The organism is Rhizobium johnstonii 3841 (genome assembly GCF_000009265.1).
GTDB lineage: Bacteria > Pseudomonadota > Alphaproteobacteria > Rhizobiales > Rhizobiaceae > Rhizobium > Rhizobium acaciae.
In genome coordinates, this window is the sequence record NC_008378.1 from 686,896 (window position 1) to 703,527 (window position 16,632).

Genomic DNA, 16,632 nt, shown 5'->3' on the forward strand with positions numbered 1-16,632 from the left:
CGCAGATCCTCACAGGCTGATGAGCACACTCTTGCTCTTGCGGTTGGCGAGATAGGCGTCGCGGCCGAGATCCTTGCCGATGCCGGACTGCTTGTAGCCGCCGGTCGGCAGGATATGGTCGCGTGAGCGGCCGTAGCGGTTGACCCAGACGGTTCCGGCCTGCAGGCGGCGCGTCACGCGGATGGCACGCGAGAGATCGCGGGTGAAGAGGCCGGCGGCAAGCCCGTAGGCCGGATGGTCGGCGAGGCTCAGCGCCTCCTCCTCGTCCACGAAGGTCTGAATGGTCAGCACCGGTCCGAAGATCTCCTCGAGAACCGCCGGCGATCTTGCCGTCACGCCCGAAATCAGGGTCGGTGCGTAGAAATAACCTTCGCGGTCGAGCCGGCGGCCGCCGGTGAGGCACTCCGCACCGCCGTCGATCGCGGCACGGATGATACCGTCCATGCGGGCGATCTGGCGTTCGGAGATGACGGGCGAATAGTCGGTCGCCTCATCCCAGGTGGGGCCGGGGCGGATGGCCGCCAGCCTCTCGATAAGTGCGGCTGCGAGCGCTTCCGCCACCTTCGCCTCGACGATGAGGCGGGATCCGCAAACGCAGGCCTGACCGGCGTTGGAGAGAATGCTGCCGGCAATTGCTGCCGCCGCAAGCTTAAGATCGGCATCGGCGAAGACCAGTTGCGGGCTCTTGCCGCCGAGTTCGAGCGTCATCGGCTTCACGCCGGTGCGGGCGATGTTGGTCATGATCGCCGCGCCGGCCGCGGTCGAGCCGGTGAAACTGACCTTGGAGATGCCGGGATGTCCGGTGATCGCATTTCCCGTGGTCGGGCCGTCGCCGAGCACGATGTTGACGAGACCGGCCGGCAGGCCGGCCCGCACCGAAAGTTCGGCGAGATAGAGCGTCGAAAACGGCGTCATTTCCGATGGCTTCAGCACCACCGCATTGCCTGCCGCCAGCGCCGGACCGAGCTTCCAGCCGGCCATGGACAAGGGAAAATTCCAGGGTGTGATGGCGCCGACGACGCCATAAGGTTCCGTCATGATCATCCCGAAGTTCGCATCGTCGGTCGGGACGAGGTCGCCGCCTTCCTTGTCAGCGAATTCGGCAAAGAAGCGGATTTGCTCAGCGGTGACGGCGATATCGCCGGCGACGAGATGACCGACGGGCCGTGTCGAGGAGAGCGCTTCGAGCCTGGCGAGGGTTTCCGCCTCGGCTTCGATCAGGTCCGCCCAGCGCTGCAGCGCCACGGTGCGCTCGCGCGGCCGCACACCACCCCAATTGCTTGTCTTCAACGCTTCCCTGGCGGTTTCGACGGCGTGATCGACAAGGGCCTCGTCGGCCAGCGGGCAGCCGGCATAGGCCTTGCCGTCGGATGGACGGTGCATGTCGATGACGGCTTCGGCCGGAACCAGCCGGCCGCCGATGAAATGTCCGACGGGCAGGGAAATCGTGTTCGGATCGAAGCTGAGTGTCATCGCATGTCCTCGGGATGGGCTGAGACAAGCCTAACCGGGGAACCCGAGCAGCATGCGTCGACCGGCGATGCCGCAGCGGCGAAAAATTGCGTTTTCGCCGCCGCCACAGTCAAATCTACGGCGTCACGTCACGGTCACGTAGATCTTGCGTACCGTCTCGATCGTCTTCCAGACGCCAACGAAGCCCGGCTTCATGACGAAGCTGTCGCCGGCCTTGTAGACCACCGGTTCGCCACCTTCCGGCGTGAGTTCGATCAGGCCGGAAAGGATATGGCAGAACTCGAACGTCTCACCCTTGATCGAGCGCGTCTCGCCGGGTGTCGCTTCCCACACGCCGCTATGAACCGTCTCGCCGCGGGCAACGTCCTGCGCCCAGGTTTTGAAGGCCGGATTGCCCGAGATCAGCCGTTCGGGGAGGGGGCCGGACTCGCGCGGCGCGAAGGTCGGGTTGGTGTCGATCGTCTTGAGGAGGGACATGATTTTGCTTTTCCTAGGTTGAGAACTCAGTAGCCGCGGTTGCGATCGACCAGGCCGATCGGATCGACGCCGGCCTGGTGCCGCTTGATGTTGGCGATGACGGCCGCCGCGGCGGTTTCAGGCTGGGTGACGCTCGCAATGTGCGGCGTCAGCAGGATCTTCGGATGGTTCCAGAAGGCGTGGTCCGCAGGCAGCGGCTCCGGATCGGTGACGTCGACGACGGCGCCGGAGAGATGCCCGGCGTCGAGCGCGTCAATGAGCGCCTGATGATCGAGTTGAGCGCCTCGGCCGACATGGACGAGCGTGGCGCCGGCCGGCAGTCCGGCAAAAAGCTCGGCATTCAGGAAGCCGCGCGTCTCGCCCGTCAGCGGCAGCAGGCAGACGAGAATGTCGGTGGTTGCAAGCAGAGTATCGAGGCCGTCGCGGCCGCTCAGGCATCGGACGCCGTCGATTTCGCGCGGGCTGCGGCTCCAGCCCGAAAGCGGAAAGCCGAAGGGCTGCAACCGCTCGAGCACGGCGCTTCCAAGCATGCCGAGGCCGAGCACGCCGATGCGGCGTTCCGAGGCCTGCCTAGGAGCGATCGTCTGCCAGGTCCGGCGCCGCTGCTGGTCGAGATAGGCCGGCAGGTCGCGATGCAGCGCAAGGACTGCCAGCGTCACATATTCCTGCATCATCCTGATGATGCCGTCCTCGACCATGCGCACCACCTTCACCGACGCCGGCACCGCATCGATACGGAGCTGGTCGATGCCGGCGCCGATCGAAAACAGGATTTGGAGATTGCGATAGCGTGCGAGATCCTGCGGCACGGTCCAGGTGATCAGGTAGCGCACGGCGTCCCGTTCGACCGACTTGGGATCCATGGAGAAGGCAATGTCGGGCAGTTCGCGCGCGAAGGCTTCGGCGAATATGGCGCCGCGCTTCACATCGGAATTGAAGAGAAAGGTCATGGCGTCGGTTCCTCGATCATGTCATCAGGCGCAACGGCGGCCGAGTGCCTCGATCATCGCCTGGCAGGCGAGCAGTTCGCCGGCGAGGATGAATTCGTCCGGCTTGTGGGCGCGGCCGATGTCGCCGGGTCCGCAGATGATTGCATCGATGCCTGCGCGCTGAAAAAGCCCGGCCTCGGTGCCATAGCTGACGGCGGCGAGCGGCTCGAGACCGGTCAGTTCGCGGAGCAGAGTTGCAAGAGGCGCATCGGCGGCAAGCGAAAGTGCCGGATAGGCGCTGAGTTCGCGCCATTCCACCTGAAAGCCAAGCTGCGATAGTCCCTCGGCCGCTGCCCGGAGCGGCGCCAGAAGCGTGATCGGATCGACGCCGGAAATAGCCCGCGCTTCGAACTCGGCCTCGCAGGTGTCGGGAATGATGTTGACCGCCTGGCCGCCCTTCAGCGTGCCGACCTGAAGGGAGGAGTAGGGCGGTTCGAAAACATGCTCGAAAGGGCCGCGCGTGAGCCGTTCGGCTTCGGCGCGAGCGCAAGCCAGGACGTCGGTAATGGCATGGATTGCGTTCAGTCCCTGGTCCGGGCGCGAGGAGTGGCCGGACCGGCCCTTGACCGTCAGCCGGGCCGCGGCCTTGCCTTTGTGGGCGCGGATCGCCCGCATGCCGCTCGGCTCGCCGATGATCGCGCCAAGCGGAGTTGCGCAGAGCTCCGGCAGGCGGGCGATCATGTGCGGCACGCCGCGGCAGCCGGCTTCCTCGTCATAGGAAAAGGCAAGGTGGACGGGGCGGCGAAGCGGTGTTTCCGCCAGCACTGGGACGGCGGCGAGAACGGCGGCCAGGAAACCCTTCATGTCGGTGGCGCCGCGACCGTAGAGGCGGTCCGCTTCGGCGCGCAGCCGAAACGGATCGCTGGTCCAGCCGCCTTCGGCGGCGGGGACCACGTCCATATGGCCTGAGAGGATATAGCCCGGCTCCCCCTTCGGGCCGATCGTGGCGAAGAGGTTCGACCGGTCGCCCTCCGGGCCGGGGAGCTCCGTCACGACGGCGCCGTGGCTTTGCAGATAGTGCCGAATCCATGCGACGATCTCGCGGTTCGGCGTGCCGACGACGGAGGGGAAGCCGACGAGCCTTTCGAGAATTTCAATGGCCTGCATCTCCGACCTCACAAGCATGCCCTGCCGCCGACGGAAACGACAATTCGGCCCAGCGAGATGTTAGAGGTGTTTGCAACTGGGCTGAGGGAGGTGACATTTCCGGGCTCTCACAGTGAATGGCGACTCCGGGCCGCTGGATCTGTCAATGAGTCTAGAGGGAGGCGCAGGCGTTACTTGCCGAAAGCGCATCGGGATTTGGTCGATTGTTGTGTTTGCGCAGGCTTCACCAGTGAATTGTATCGAACGATCTGTTCTAATCTGGACGGAGAAGTTTCCGGGCGCAGACTTGGCCAAAAATGCAGCAGGGGGCGGGAGTGAGTGAACTGACATCCGAATCCAGGTTCGTCGATAGTTTCGAGACGCATATCGCCGGGATCGACAGCGTCGCCCTCGACCAGTTGCATGCACTTTCGATGACCGTCGCATGGCCGCATCGCGGTGAGGACTGGCAGTTCCTGCGGGAGTTCGGACAGGGCATCGTGGCGATCGATGACATTGGCCGTATCCTGGGCTCCGCGATGTGGTTTCCCTATGACGCGCAATTTGCCACGGTCGGTATGGTCATCACCTCGCCGCGTCTTCAAACCAATGGCGCCGGGCAATGGCTGATGGGCCACGCGCTGAATCAGGTCGCCGGGCGGAGCCTCGGGTTGAATGCGACGCGCGCAGCGCGCCGTCTTTATCGGTCCCTGAATTTTGTTCGGGAGGCGCTCGTCTTTCAATGCCATGGCGAAGCGATATTGCCGCCGGATGTGGCACCGCCGTCCGGTGCCGTGATACGGGCCGTGGAGACTGGCGATCTGGAAGCGATCGCCGAATTGGATTGTGTGGCCTTCGGCACGGATCGCAAACTGCTCCTGGCCCGACTCATGGCAAGTTCCAAGGGCATCGTGTTGAGCCGCGCCGGCCGGATCGAGGCCTTCTCGCTTTGCCGGCGGTTCGGGCGTGGCCATGTCATCGGTCCCGTTGTGGCGCGCAGCGACGCAGACGCGATCGCCGTCGTCCGCCCGCATGCTGCCGAGCACGCAGGGGCGTTCCTGCGCCTCGACACACGCGAGCAAGGCGGAGCCTTTTCCGATTTCCTCTCCCGCTGCGGTCTTCCCGTCTACGATATCGTGACGACCATGTCGCTCGGTGGCCCTTGGCTTCCGGTTGCCGGACGCGCAGTGGCGCCCGAGCCGAAGACCTATGCGCTCGTCAGCCAGGCACTCGGTTGACGCAAGCCTACTGAAGATCGTTTCGGGTTTTAAGCGCCGGGACAGATGGGGAGGCGGGTCAGAGCCTGCTGACGTTCGAATTCGGGCCGGAACGAGCGGTATTGCCAGAAACCCTCCGGGCTTTCCTTGCGGTACACGGTCTCGAGCCAGAACACTGTGTCATCGGTCGGCAAGACAGGATGCCACGCGTACCATTCCGACCAGATTTTTCCTGCCGGGTCGCTGTCCATGATCGCCACTCGCCTCCTCATCATCGGCGCAACTCGAACATCCGTGCGGCACAGGAGCCGTTGCGATCCCGGCGTGCACGGGCAAATGTTCTATTGTGGAGAATAACAGGGAGAGAATATTCTTCAATGGAGATCATTTTCCCGTATTGCGCGAAGTCTTTCTTGTCAGCGGTCGGGGGATGTTTCAGGTTGTAAGATGTGGCTCTTTGACGAATGATTTCGTCGGTGGATGCAACGCCTCGATTGGGCTTCGGCACCGGGCAATGAGCTGCGGTGTTCAATCACCACTGATCTGTTTGCGTGATAGTTGGATGGCTTAGCTAATCGAACGCAGCCCGAGATAGGCCGCCAGACTGACGGCGGAGAGGGCGATCGTCAGCCTGGGTCTAGCATCGTCGAACATCGCCGCCAGCGAAAGGCCGAGCATCAGGATGACGGATTTTGCCCAAAGCTCCTGATCGGAGACGGTGAAAGCGATTGCCGCCAGAAAGACGGCGCTTGCGACGATCGTCACAGGGGCGGATTTCTCAGCGAGATCGCCGCCTGGGAAATACGGCAGGAGAAAACGGCGCATGCTCAAGCCTGAAGCGACGCTCAGAAGAAGACAGGTCAAGACAAGTTGCAACATTAAGGTCGTCGCCGATCGATCTGCAGATGGCCTTGCGGATGCAAACCGCATGCCAGCCTCAAAGCCGCAAATCCTCATCCGACAGAGGCAATGTCGCCGCCTGCATGGCTATTTCCTCGGCGTCGCGATCCTTTTTTCGGCAATCGCTTGCCTGTCCGGTCCGCGGATGGCGTTTTTTCGTCCGATGCCGAAACCGGCTTGAGCTGATGCAATGATTTTTATATAGAGAATTATCTATCGTCTTAATTCCGGAAACGAGATCTTTTCATTGGACCTCTCATCGATCGAGATATTCCTCGCCGTTGCCAGCGACCGTAGTGTCACCAAGGCTGCCAAGGCTGTCGGGCGGGTTCCGTCGAATGTGACGACGCGCGTCCAGCAATTGGAGGAGGATCTCGGCGTTTCCCTCTTCAGCCGTGACGGTAAGAAGATGACGTTGACACGCGAGGGTGAGACGTTTCTCGGCTATGCCAACCGGCTTATGGCGCTTGCGCTCGAAGCGCGCCAGGCCGTGCGGCCTCTCGCCCCATCGGGGACGTTGCGGGTCGGCACCATGGAGAGCACGGCGGCAAGCAGGCTGCCGGCGGCGCTGACGCAATTCAATCAGATGTGGCCTGATGTGTCGCTTCATCTGACGATGGGAGCGTCCCGCGATCTGACCCGCGACGTCCTGGCTGATGTCCTGGATTGCGCGCTGATTGCCCGCCCGCCGAAGACGATGCGGGAGGAAGATTCAGGTTTCGATGCCGAACTCAAGGCGCTCGAGATCGAGCCGGTCTTCGTCGAGGACCTGTTGATCGTCTTGCCGTCCGGGCATCCCTCTATCAAATCCGCCGCCGACCTGCGTGTCGGGTCGCTCGCCGCTCTAGAGCCCGGCTGCACCTATCGCCGGATCGCCGAAAACTGGGCGCGCAAATCGAGCGCGCTGCCGACGAGCGAACTCGGCTCCTACCACGCGATCCTGGCGAGCGTTGCGACCGGGAATACGGCGGGTGTCATGCCGCGATCCGTCCTTGACCTCATGCATTGGCCGACGCCTGTCCAGACCCATCAGCTAGGCCCTGTCGAGACGTTGCTCGTCTACCGCAAGCATGATCGCCCCAGCGCGTTCAACGCATTCCACGAAGTTCTCAGCGCGACAAAGGGCAGAGATGTCAGGCTGGCGACAAACTAGCCTGCACGCCTCTCTCCTTCGCCGCCAGATAATCCTCGCTCAAATTGGTCTTGTCATGCAGTATCCCGTTTCCCCGAAGGTGGGACCGAGCCGCTTCCGCCGCTTTCGCTTGTTCTCACCGATATTGGCGGGAGCGACCTTACGAGAGCGATTGATTGCATGTCTCGGTGCTTTGCTGGCCATTGGTTTCACGGGCGTCATCAGCGGCTATCTGTTCGGGCAGGGGCCGCATCTTCCCTTGATCGTCGCGCCGATGGGAGCGTCCGCGGTGCTTCTTTTCGCGGTGCCGGCAAGCCCGCTGGCGCAGCCTTGGTCGATCATCGGCGGCAATACCATTTCCGCTCTGATGGGAATCATTGCCGCCTATTTCATTGGTGATCCGATCATCGCGACCGGTGTCGGCGTTTCGCTTGCCATCGGCGCGATGTCCTTCACGCGCTGCCTTCATCCGCCGGGAGGAGCCGCCGCACTAACCGCCGTGCTCGGCGGCCCGGTCGTTGCCGGCTGGGGATTCCTCTTTCCCTTCGTGCCCGTCGCTTTGAACTCCTGCATTCTCGTCGGCCTTGGCCTGCTGTTCCACAAGCTTTCCAAGCGGAACTATCCGCATGTCGTTCCAAAACCGGCAGAGAACACCCATCAGACGATCGACCTGCCATCCATGGTGCGGGTGGGTTTTCGCGAGGAGGATGTCGATGCGGCCCTCGAAGCGCTTGACGAAACCTTCGATATCGACCGGGCAGACCTTGGCCGGCTGTTGCAGCAGGTCGAGCTGCAAGCGGCCATCCGCTCAAACGGCAAGATCAGCTGTGCCGATATCATGTCGCGCGACGTGATCGCCATTGGCGAAGCTTCGGAGCCGGATGTCGCACGGCATCTTCTCTTGAAGCATAATATCCGCACCTTGCCGGTGAAGGACCCAGAGGGTCGCCTCGTCGGTGCTGTCGGCTTGCGGGAGTTGTCCATGGGCACCGAGATAATCGCGCATGCGATCTCGAGGCCGGCGGTGGCCAGACCTTCGGATCCTGCTCTGTCGCTGTTGCCCGTTCTGACGGACGGGCGCACGCATGCCGTCATCATTGTCGATGACGATTACCGCATTCTTGGCCTGATATCGCAGACGGATCTGCTGAGCGCAGTAGCGCGACTGCTGCCAAAGGCAGACAATGCGATTCCGGCGTTGGCCTGAGCAGTCGACGTGGAACGTAGCTGGAGAAAAAATCGGTGCTGATCGAGCGCGATGCAAATGGCGATTTTATCCTGGAATCATCGGAACTGGCGGAGCGGTTCGGCCTGTCGCTGGCCGATCTTCGCCGCCACATGCGCCATGGTTCCGTCGTCAGTTCCGTGGAAATCGGGACTGCTGAACACGAGGGGACGAAACGGGTGTCGCTTCGGCTCGGCAACAGGCTTTGGCAAGCCGTTCTGAACGATGAAAATGAAGTGCAGCAGGAACAGATGACCGTTCTTCGGGGTAAACCCTCCGGACGGCATCCGCGCTGACACAATCATTATGTGTGGTCCCGCGCGGTACTTACTACGCGCAGGCACGGCATTCCCTACCGCTCGCTGGCTTCGAAGAGGCCGCGGGCCGCCTCGACCATCGACTGCAGGTGATCGGGGTCGCGTACGCCCTGCCGGTAAAGCTCGATGATGATGCTCGCCATTCGTTCGGCTTCGTCGCTGTCCCTTGCCACCCCGTAATCGGCGCTGAGCCTGTCGAAGACGCGCTGGCAGGTTTCAAGATCGCGGGAGTCCAGCGGCACCTGCGATCGGTTTTTGATCGTTTGAACCATCTCTATTCCCTCAGATGAGGCCCGCCCAGCGAGGCCGGCGGGCCGGCAAACGCCTTAGAAGTCCATGCCGTGGCCGGCGGGCATTGGCGGCGGCGCGTCCTTCCTGGGTTTCTCGGCGATCATGGCTTCCGTCGTGACGAGAAGGCCGGCGATGGAGGCCGCATCCTGCAGCGCGGTGCGAACCACCTTGGCCGGATCGATGACGCCCTGCGCATAGAGGTCGCCATATTCGCCCGTCTGCGCGTTCCAGCCGTAGGAGAACTCGCTTTTCTCGCGCAGCTTGCCGACGATGACCGAGCCTTCCGCTCCGGCGTTTTCGGCGATCTGGCGAGCCGGCGCCTCGACCGCGCGGCGAACGATGTCGACGCCGACGCGCTGGTCGCCATTGGCGGTCTCGACATTGTCGAGCGCCTTGACGGCGCGCAGCAGCGCCACGCCGCCGCCCGGTAGAATGCCTTCCTCGACCGCCGCGCGGGTTGCATGAAGCGCGTCGTCGACGCGGTCCTTCTTTTCCTTCACTTCGACTTCCGTCGAGCCGCCGACGCGAATGACGGCAACGCCGCCGGCGAGCTTGGCAAGGCGCTCCTGCAGCTTCTCGCGGTCATAGTCGGAGGTGGTTTCTTCGATCTGAGCCCTGATCTGGGCAACGCGACCTTCGATGTCGGACTTGGCACCTGACCCATCGACGATCGTCGTGTTTTCCTTCTCGATCGAGACCTTCTTGGCACGGCCGAGCATGTCGAGCGTGACAGATTCGAGCTTGATGCCGAGATCTTCGGAGATGACGGTGCCGGCAGTCAGGATGGCGATGTCTTCGAGCATGGCTTTGCGACGATCGCCGAAGCCGGGCGCCTTGACGGCAGCGATTTTCAGGCCACCGCGAAGCTTGTTGACGACGAGGGTAGCAAGAGCTTCGCCTTCGACGTCTTCAGCGATGATGAGCAGCGGCTTGCTGGATTGGACGACGGCTTCCAGAACCGGCAGCATCGACTGCAGGTTCGAGAGCTTCTTCTCGTGGATGAGGATATAAGGGTCTTCGAACTCGACCCGCATCTTGTCGGCATTGGTCACGAAGTAGGGGCTGAGATAGCCGCGGTCGAACTGCATGCCTTCGACGACTTCGAGTTCGGTTTCGGCAGTCTTTGCTTCCTCGACGGTGATGACGCCATCATTGCCGACCCTTTCCATGGCTTCCGCCAAAAAACGGCCGATTTCGGCATCGCCATTGGCGGAGATCGTGCCGACCTGGGCGATCTCGGAATTGTTGGAGATCTTGCGGGCGTTGGCCTTCAGTTCCGCGACGATGGCGCCGACCGCAAGATCGATGCCGCGTTTCAGATCCATCGGGTTCATGCCCGAAGTCACCGCCTTGGCGCCCTCCTTGACGATCGCCTGGGCCAGCACCGTTGCAGTCGTGGTGCCGTCGCCGGCGACGTCGCTGGTCTTCGAAGCAACTTCACGGACCATCTGGGCGCCCATGTTTTCGAACTTGTCTTCGAGTTCGATTTCCTTGGCGACGGAAACGCCGTCTTTGGTGATGCGCGGCGCGCCGAAAGACCTTTCGATCACGACGTTGCGGCCTTTCGGGCCGAGGGTCGCCTTCACGGCGTTGGCCAGGATGTCGACGCCACGCAGCATCTTCTCGCGAGCTTCGGTGCTGAATTTGATTTCTTTAGCAGCCATGTCCTCACTCCTTCATAGGCGGCCAGAGCAATTCCAGGAAAAGTGCGACGCGGTTTTCCGTTCGGAATTGCGTTAGAAATAAAAGGTTGGAGCGGTTCTGCGTTTCCATGAAAAGCTGAAACGTTCCGGCATTGACGGATGTCCGCAGGGATCTCAGGCGGCCTGCTTCTTTTCGCCCTGGCTTTCGATGATACCCATCACGTCGCTTTCCTTCATGATCAGCAGGTCTTCGCCATTGATCTTGATCTCGGTGCCGGACCACTTGCCGAACAGGATGCGATCGCCGGGCTTGACATCGAGCGCCAGGATCTGGCCGGCCTCGTTGCGTGCGCCGGGGCCGACGGCGATGACCTCACCTTCTTGCGGCTTCTCCTTGGCGGTGTCGGGAATGATGATGCCGCCCTTGGTCTTTTCCTCTGAATCGACCCGGCGGACGAGAATGCGGTCATGAAGCGGTCGGAACGACATATCTTCCTCCATCGACAACAGTGATGACGTGGTTCCCTAGCCGGACCGGATGACCAGTCCGGGCGGGTGCGCGGGGCTCGCGCGCGAGCCTTGCGAGAATGATTTGGTTCGATGGTTTTGCAATTCAAGAGGGGATAGAAGAAAATTGGCACTCCCTGCCCGCGAGTGCTAGCGCCTGGCAGGGAACAGAAAATCGCTTCCCGCGTTCGAATAATCAAGGCGATGGCGCCGTGCCGGAGGCGAGTGTCGAGCGCCACTGAACTTGAATCCGGATTTCGGCATTCCCAACTCTTTGGTGATCGAGGCTTGCTTGAGCTCGGTCATCGTCCCACGTCTTTTTGGAGTGAGTGACATGGAAGAGAAGACCAATATCATCAAAGACCTCAGTATCGAGGAGCGCGAGGAAATTCTCGTCGATATCGCTCGTACGCTGGAGGACACGGCGCGTGAGGCCCTTGTCGAAGGAAATACGCATTTTGCGGCACTCTCCAACAACATGGCCGAAGCGATCCGCGTCAACGCCGATGAACTCGCCCGTGACGATCCAGAAAATGCCGAGCTCGTATTTCAGCAGGCAACAGCGATGATCTCGCAATTCGAGGCCGTGCACCCCTACCGGATGGTGAGTATGGTCGTCCATTGATCGCCGGATGCGCGGCCCCGCCTCGATCCCGTAAGCCCACGGTGAAGGCCGTCTTGCGATGACGTGCTGTTGACTGCCAGTCCTAGTGTTAACGCTAGGAGTAGTCATATGACGAAGCATCCAATTGAGGTGATCACGTCTGTAGAGCGCCGTCGGCGCTGGTCACGCGAAGACAAAGAGCGCCTCGTCGCTGCCTGCTTTGAGCCGGACGCGGTTATCTCTGAGATTGCTCGCGCAGCCGGTATCCATGTCAGCCAATTGTTCCGTTGGCGCAAGGAGATGTGCCTGATCGAGGAGCCGAAGACCGAGATGGGAACCGTGTTGGTGCCGGTGATCGTGTCCGAGACCGCGTCGGCAGCCTCTCCCGTTCACCCGGAACCGGCCACCACATCCCATCCTCGTCGGAAGCGCAGCGATGTAACGATCGAGCTGGGTCGGGGTCGGCGTGTCCGCGTGGATAGCGACATCGACACCGAGGCGCTGGGCCGGATTCTCGATTGCGTGCTGGGGCTAAGATGATCCCGGTTCCTGTTGGCGTGAAGGTGTGGTTGGCAACAGGTCATACCGACATGCGCAAAGGCTTCCCTGGTCTGTCGTTGATGGTGCAGGAGGCGTTGAAGCGTGATCCGATGTGCGGCCACCTGTTCGTGTTCCGCGGCCGCGGTGGTGGCCTGATCAAAGTGATCTGGCATGGCGGCCAGGGAGCCTGCCTGTTTACGAAGAAGCTGGAGCGTGGACGCTTCATCTGGCCATCAGCGGCCGATGGCACGGTGGTGATTACGCCCGCGCAGCTCGGCCATCTACTGGAAGGTATCGACTGGCGGATGCCGCAAAAGACCTGGCGGCCGACGTCGGCCGGATAAGCAAAAACACTGGAATGACGGGGTCGAATATGATTCCATCCTGTCATGAGCAATGCGACTGAAGAGCTTCCGGACGATCTTGCCAGTGCCCTCGCACTGCTGGCCCAGGAACGCGCTCGACGTGTTGCAGCCGAAGCAGAAGCAGCGACCGCCAAGGCTGAAGCCGCCAGTGCAAAGGCACTCGCAGTGCGTTCCGAGGCGCTGATCGCGCGGCTAAAGCTGGAGATCGACAAAGTTCGTCGTGAAATCTATGGCAGCCGGTCCGAGCGTAAGGCGCGGCTCCTTGAGCAGATGGAACTACAGCTCGAAGAACTCGAGGAAGACGCCGGCGAAGATGAATTGGTCGCGGAGATCGCAGCCAAAGCTTCAGCCGTCAAAGCCTTCGAGCGCAAGCGCCCATCACGCAAACCGTTTCCCGAACACCTGCCGCGCGAGCGCGTCGTAATCGCTGCCCCAACGAATTGCGCCTGCTGCGGATCAACCAAACTGTCGAAGCTTGGTGAGGACATCACCGAGACCTTGGAGGTCGTCCCGCGCCAGTGGAAGGTTATCCAGACGGTGCGGGAGAAGTTCACCTGCCGCGAGTGCGAGAAGATCACCCAGCCTCCCGCACCCTTCCATGTGACGCCGCGCGGCTTCGCCGGGCCGAATCTCTTGGCGATGATCCTGTTCGAGAAGTTCGCCCAGCACCAGCCGTTGAACCGGCAAAGCGATCGCTATGCCCGCGAGGGCATCGACCTCAGCCTGTCGACACTGGCCGACCAGGTCGGGGCTTGTGCCGCGGCACTGAAGCCGCTGCATGGGCTGATCGAGGCGCATGTGCTGGCCGCAGAACGGCTGCATGGCGACGATACCACCGTGCCGATCCTTGCGAAGGGCAAGACCGATATCGGTCGCATCTGGACCTATGTCAGGGATGACCGGCCGTTCGGCGGACAATCACCGCCGGCCGCCCTTTACTATGCCTCGCGCGACCGGCGGCAGGAGCATCCCGAGCGCCATCTGAAGAGCTTCACCGGCATTCTGCAGGCGGACGCATATGGCGGCTACAACCCGCTGTTCAAAGTGGATCGCGATCCCCTTCCACTGACGCAGGCGCTGTGCTGGGCGCATTCCCGCCGCAAGTTCTTCGTGCTTGCCGACATAGCCAGCAACGCCAAACGCGGAAAGAATGCTGCCGCGTTCTCACCGGTTGCGCTGGAGACGGTTAAGCGCATCGACGCCCTGTTCGACATCGAGCGTGAGATCAACGGACTGGCCGCCGACGAACGCCTGCAACGGCGTCGCCGCGACAGCCAGCCGCTTGCCCTAGAGTTCCAGGAATGGCTGCGGGCCGAGCGGGCAAGGCTGTCGCGCAGCTCTCCGGTTGCCGAGGCGATCGATTACATGCTGAAGCGCTGGGACGGCTTCGCGTCATTCTTGGAAGACGGCAGGATCTGCCTCACGAACAATGCTGCCGAGCGAGTGTTGCGAGGCTTCGCCGGACCTGAGTCATTGTGCGCTCCTTCTCTAAGTATCTGTAAACATTGGAAGCGTCTCCGTGTCAGCAATGCGACACGGGCGGCCCTTCAGGGCTATCGCGGCTTGGACCGTCGCAGAAGCCAGGTCGCTGACCCTGATTTGATACGGCGCACCGCGAACCACCTGTTCGGCGGACAACACCTTCATCTTTATCAGATGGCGTATTCGATGGTTAGTTACGCCTAATGCCGCCGCAGCCTCAGTCATGGTCAGCCATTCGCCGTCTTTGTCGGCTGATTTGTACGCGTGGATCGCACGTACCCGCCTTACAGAAGCGACCCGATGGGCGGTCCAGGTTTTTCCTTGCCCCGTTGGCATGCCCATTCGATTCAGCGACGCGGCGATATGTTCATCGGACCAGCGACCAGCCATGCTGCGCATCACCGCCAGGGCATCCTCAGTGGTGGCACAACCGTGTTCACCGGTCTGAGGCTTACGGACCTTGAGTTCCGAATGCTGGCCGCCCTTCCAATGGATCGTCAGCACGACGTCACGCACCGCATCGTCGACATCAACGACAATGTCGGCGATGAGTGTACGCAGCAGTTGCTGGCGCACGCGCATGGTCACATCGGGCGACTCCCAGGCAGCTAAGAGATTGTCGGCCAAGTTCGCGAAAGTGCCTGGATCGACCGCTATTGTCGAAGGACTGTCGGCAGGCTTGCGCTCCTCCAGATCCCGCACGCGGCGTAATGCAGTTTCCCAATTCTTCTCAAGCTGCGCGGCGATGAGACGATTGTCGGGATCGCATGCCGCATAGCGACGCTCAGCCAGGCTGGCCTCGTAGCGAGCCTGTTGTAGCTCCAGGTCGTGAATGTGCCGCTGGTCTTCTTGCCGCTCCCGGTGCATCCGCTCTGCTTCAAAGGTCGCTTCGATCGCTAACGGTTCTACCGCGCGCAACAACTCGCGCGCAACCGCCGCATCGACCTTCGGGCCACCGAACGTCATGCACCGGGGCAAGCCCATCATTAGATTCTGCTTGTCGCAGCGATAGACAGGATTGTGTGGATTGCCCGTATAAGCAACACTCAGCCGCCGCCCACACCGTCCGCAGGTCAGGAGTCCCGATAATAACGCTTTGCCGCCACGGCCCGATTTAGTCCCGCCCGAGCGGCCATAATTATTGAGCGCCAATTGCTGTTGGTTGCGCTCGTACTCGTCCCAACTGATGTAACCTTCGTGATGATCCCGGATCATCACCTCCCAGGTGCCGACAGGCTTGCCATGCCCATAGCTGCGACGCGCTCGTCCATCAACGATGGCAGTCCGCTTCTCGCTCTTCCCATAGACGTAGACGCCGGCGTAGAAGGGGTTTTTGAGGATGCCGATTACATTGCGATAACGGACCGGCGTCCAGACGAAGTTGGTCATGCGCCTTTCATCCGAAGGCCGCGGAAAGTGGATTTGATCTTTCGTCATCGACAGCAGCACCTGACGCGCGCTTCCAAGCTCGTGGAAGCGTGCGAATATAGATCGGATTACGTCTTGCAGACGCAGATCGGGGTCCAGTCCAAGCCCCGCCTCCCGATGCCAAATGTAGCCGAACGGAACGGAAAGTCGCAATTCGCCACGGCGCGCTTTCGATCTGGCGGCATCGAGCATGCGGGCTCTCAGCACGCCAAGTTCGAACTCGCTGATACTGCCCTTCATCCCCAGCAGCAGACGATCATTGGGCCGACATGGATTGTAGACACCATCGTGATCTATGACGCGGGCTTCAACGAGGCCACATAGTTCGAGCAGATGGTGCCAGTCGCGGCCGTTACGTGCGAGCCGTGAGGCGTCGAAGCATAAAACGGCACCAACTTTGCCGGCGCACAGCAGGGCGACGAGACGATCGAAGCCGGGGCGCGCGACCGTTCCGCTGGCGGAGCGTCCGAGGTCATCGTCGATGACCTCAACGTCGAGAAAGCCGCGCTGTCGTGCGACGTCAACAAGGTCATACTGCCGTCGCTGGCTTTCCAGATTGGTCATCACCTGTGACTGAGTGGACTGCCGAACGTAAACGACGGCCTTGCGTTCAAGCAGCACTGTCGGAATCAGATCAGTGCTGATCATCGTTGAGCTCCTCGACGGCCAGACCGGCCGCCTGCATCAGCAGGCAAGCCAGTGTTGATATCGCCTTCTTGCGATCCTTGTCGCTCAGTCCGTCGAGCGTGCGGGTTTTGAATATCAGGTCGAGCTGCCGGCCCGACGCCGGCACCAGCGTGTTGCGGGATCTCATCATCTTCCTCCTGAGTGATTCTATGTTCACCTCGGAAGAGTGCCGCCTTCGCACCGCCTGAGACCAGTCTGTTCAGTTCGATCAGCGCCGCAAGATCGACGCGTGCCGTTCCCATGGTCATGCCGCTGCACACCACAGGATC

At 61.6% G+C, this 16,632-nt stretch carries 18 protein-coding genes and 1 pseudogene; 8 read left to right on the top strand and 11 right to left on the bottom strand.

The genetic code is table 11. The features are described from left to right. Window positions 1–9 precede the first annotated feature (9 nt). From RL_RS36065 to argE, 4 genes are all read right to left on the bottom strand, one after another. Window positions 10–1,473 (bottom strand): aldehyde dehydrogenase family protein, encoded by a 1,464-nt coding sequence (locus tag RL_RS36065; RefSeq protein ID WP_011649388.1) that lies wholly within the window; start codon window positions 1,471–1,473, stop codon window positions 10–12. 123 nt (window positions 1,474–1,596) lie between these two features. Next, window positions 1,597–1,950, bottom strand: coding sequence for a cupin domain-containing protein (locus tag RL_RS36070; RefSeq protein WP_011649389.1), 354 nt, complete (start codon window positions 1,948–1,950; stop codon window positions 1,597–1,599). A 26-nt stretch (window positions 1,951–1,976) separates the two neighbouring features. Beyond that, entirely contained in the window at window positions 1,977–2,900 is a 924-nt protein-coding gene (locus RL_RS36075; RefSeq protein ID WP_011649390.1) for a 2-hydroxyacid dehydrogenase, read from the bottom strand. Window positions 2,901–2,924: 24 nt separating this feature from the next. After that, on the bottom strand, window positions 2,925–4,046 hold the full coding sequence (gene argE / locus RL_RS36080) for an acetylornithine deacetylase (protein ID WP_011649391.1): 1,122 nt from the start codon (window positions 4,044–4,046) through the stop codon (window positions 2,925–2,927). Window positions 4,047–4,342: 296 nt separating this feature from the next. On the opposite strand from argE, the gene RL_RS36085 reads away from it, so the two are divergent. Beyond that, window positions 4,343–5,263 (top strand): GNAT family N-acetyltransferase, encoded by a 921-nt coding sequence (locus tag RL_RS36085; RefSeq protein WP_011649392.1) that lies wholly within the window; start codon window positions 4,343–4,345, stop codon window positions 5,261–5,263. 29 nt (window positions 5,264–5,292) lie between these two features. On the opposite strand, the gene RL_RS36090 is transcribed toward RL_RS36085, so the two are convergent. Next, window positions 5,293–5,517: a hypothetical protein gene (locus RL_RS36090; protein ID WP_003549821.1), complete on the bottom strand. Its 225-nt coding sequence runs from the start codon at window positions 5,515–5,517 to the stop codon at window positions 5,293–5,295. Between the two features lie 292 nt (window positions 5,518–5,809). Beyond that, complete coding sequence (locus RL_RS36095; protein WP_026160252.1) at window positions 5,810–6,121, bottom strand: hypothetical protein; 312 nt, start codon at window positions 6,119–6,121, stop codon at window positions 5,810–5,812. Window positions 6,122–6,389: 268 nt separating this feature from the next. Between RL_RS36095 and RL_RS36100 the strand changes: the two genes are divergently transcribed. The 3 genes from RL_RS36100 to RL_RS36110 are packed head-to-tail and all read left to right on the top strand — an operon-like array spanning window position 6,390 to window position 8,795. Further along, complete coding sequence (locus RL_RS36100; RefSeq protein WP_011649395.1) at window positions 6,390–7,295, top strand: LysR family transcriptional regulator; 906 nt, start codon at window positions 6,390–6,392, stop codon at window positions 7,293–7,295. A gap of 55 nt (window positions 7,296–7,350) precedes the next feature. Beyond that, window positions 7,351–8,481, top strand: a complete 1,131-nt coding sequence (locus RL_RS36105) for an HPP family protein (protein ID WP_011649396.1) — start codon at window positions 7,351–7,353, stop codon at window positions 8,479–8,481. Window positions 8,482–8,516: 35 nt separating this feature from the next. Continuing rightward, window positions 8,517–8,795 (top strand): DUF6522 family protein, encoded by a 279-nt coding sequence (locus RL_RS36110; RefSeq protein ID WP_003549828.1) that lies wholly within the window; start codon window positions 8,517–8,519, stop codon window positions 8,793–8,795. 56 nt (window positions 8,796–8,851) lie between these two features. Here the strand turns inward: RL_RS36110 and RL_RS36115 are convergent, their stop codons facing one another. The 3 genes from RL_RS36115 to groES all read right to left on the bottom strand — a co-directional run bounded on the left by RL_RS36115 (window position 8,852) and on the right by groES (window position 11,239). Then, window positions 8,852–9,088, bottom strand: coding sequence for a hypothetical protein (locus RL_RS36115; RefSeq protein WP_011649397.1), 237 nt, complete (start codon window positions 9,086–9,088; stop codon window positions 8,852–8,854). A 54-nt stretch (window positions 9,089–9,142) separates the two neighbouring features. Then, a complete protein-coding gene (gene groL, locus RL_RS36120; protein ID WP_011649398.1) occupies window positions 9,143–10,771 on the bottom strand; it encodes a chaperonin GroEL in 1,629 nt (542 codons plus the stop codon). A 153-nt stretch (window positions 10,772–10,924) separates the two neighbouring features. Beyond that, window positions 10,925–11,239, bottom strand: coding sequence for a co-chaperone GroES (gene groES, locus RL_RS36125; RefSeq protein ID WP_011649399.1), 315 nt, complete (start codon window positions 11,237–11,239; stop codon window positions 10,925–10,927). A gap of 352 nt (window positions 11,240–11,591) precedes the next feature. On the opposite strand from groES, the gene RL_RS36130 reads away from it, so the two are divergent. The 4 genes and pseudogenes from RL_RS36130 to RL_RS36145 form a co-directional block, all read left to right on the top strand. Continuing rightward, entirely contained in the window at window positions 11,592–11,882 is a 291-nt protein-coding gene (locus tag RL_RS36130) for a hypothetical protein (RefSeq protein ID WP_041937024.1), read from the top strand. Between the two features lie 108 nt (window positions 11,883–11,990). Next, window positions 11,991–12,401, top strand: coding sequence for an IS66-like element accessory protein TnpA (locus tag RL_RS36135; protein WP_011649401.1), 411 nt, complete (start codon window positions 11,991–11,993; stop codon window positions 12,399–12,401). Further along, a complete protein-coding gene (gene tnpB / locus RL_RS36140) occupies window positions 12,398–12,745 on the top strand; it encodes an IS66 family insertion sequence element accessory protein TnpB (RefSeq protein ID WP_011649402.1) in 348 nt (115 codons plus the stop codon). The genes RL_RS36135 and tnpB overlap by 4 nt, the downstream gene beginning before the upstream one ends. A 45-nt stretch (window positions 12,746–12,790) precedes the next feature. Next, window positions 12,791–14,227, top strand: a pseudogene (locus tag RL_RS36145) (IS66 family transposase); the annotation flags it as partial. A 27-nt stretch (window positions 14,228–14,254) separates the two neighbouring features. On the opposite strand, the gene RL_RS38865 reads toward RL_RS36145, so the two are convergent. Both RL_RS38865 and RL_RS36160 read right to left on the bottom strand, forming a co-directional pair. Then, window positions 14,255–16,324, bottom strand: a complete 2,070-nt coding sequence (locus RL_RS38865) for a recombinase family protein (RefSeq protein WP_011649403.1) — start codon at window positions 16,322–16,324, stop codon at window positions 14,255–14,257. Beyond that, window positions 16,311–16,490, bottom strand: a complete 180-nt coding sequence (locus RL_RS36160) for a hypothetical protein (protein WP_025393262.1) — start codon at window positions 16,488–16,490, stop codon at window positions 16,311–16,313. The genes RL_RS38865 and RL_RS36160 overlap by 14 nt, the downstream gene beginning before the upstream one ends. Window positions 16,491–16,632: the final 142 nt, after the last annotated feature.

Coding starts and splice junctions, on each gene's coding strand:
- RL_RS36065 (WP_011649388.1), bottom strand. CDS start 1,473: ATGACACTCAGCTTCGATCCGAACACGATTTCCCTGCCCGTCGGACAT.
- RL_RS36070 (WP_011649389.1), bottom strand. CDS start 1,950: ATGTCCCTCCTCAAGACGATCGACACCAACCCGACCTTCGCGCCGCGC.
- RL_RS36075 (WP_011649390.1), bottom strand. CDS start 2,900: ATGACCTTTCTCTTCAATTCCGATGTGAAGCGCGGCGCCATATTCGCC.
- argE (WP_011649391.1), bottom strand. CDS start 4,046: ATGCAGGCCATTGAAATTCTCGAAAGGCTCGTCGGCTTCCCCTCCGTC.
- RL_RS36085 (WP_011649392.1), top strand. CDS start 4,343: ATGCAGCAGGGGGCGGGAGTGAGTGAACTGACATCCGAATCCAGGTTC.
- RL_RS36090 (WP_003549821.1), bottom strand. CDS start 5,517: ATGATGAGGAGGCGAGTGGCGATCATGGACAGCGACCCGGCAGGAAAA.
- RL_RS36095 (WP_026160252.1), bottom strand. CDS start 6,121: ATGTTGCAACTTGTCTTGACCTGTCTTCTTCTGAGCGTCGCTTCAGGC.
- RL_RS36105 (WP_011649396.1), top strand. CDS start 7,351: ATGCAGTATCCCGTTTCCCCGAAGGTGGGACCGAGCCGCTTCCGCCGC.
- RL_RS36115 (WP_011649397.1), bottom strand. CDS start 9,088: ATGGTTCAAACGATCAAAAACCGATCGCAGGTGCCGCTGGACTCCCGC.
- groL (WP_011649398.1), bottom strand. CDS start 10,771: ATGGCTGCTAAAGAAATCAAATTCAGCACCGAAGCTCGCGAGAAGATG.
- groES (WP_011649399.1), bottom strand. CDS start 11,239: ATGTCGTTCCGACCGCTTCATGACCGCATTCTCGTCCGCCGGGTCGAT.
- RL_RS36130 (WP_041937024.1), top strand. CDS start 11,592: ATGGAAGAGAAGACCAATATCATCAAAGACCTCAGTATCGAGGAGCGC.
- RL_RS36135 (WP_011649401.1), top strand. CDS start 11,991: ATGACGAAGCATCCAATTGAGGTGATCACGTCTGTAGAGCGCCGTCGG.
- tnpB (WP_011649402.1), top strand. CDS start 12,398: ATGATCCCGGTTCCTGTTGGCGTGAAGGTGTGGTTGGCAACAGGTCAT.
- RL_RS38865 (WP_011649403.1), bottom strand. CDS start 16,324: ATGATCAGCACTGATCTGATTCCGACAGTGCTGCTTGAACGCAAGGCC.
- RL_RS36160 (WP_025393262.1), bottom strand. CDS start 16,490: ATGAGATCCCGCAACACGCTGGTGCCGGCGTCGGGCCGGCAGCTCGAC.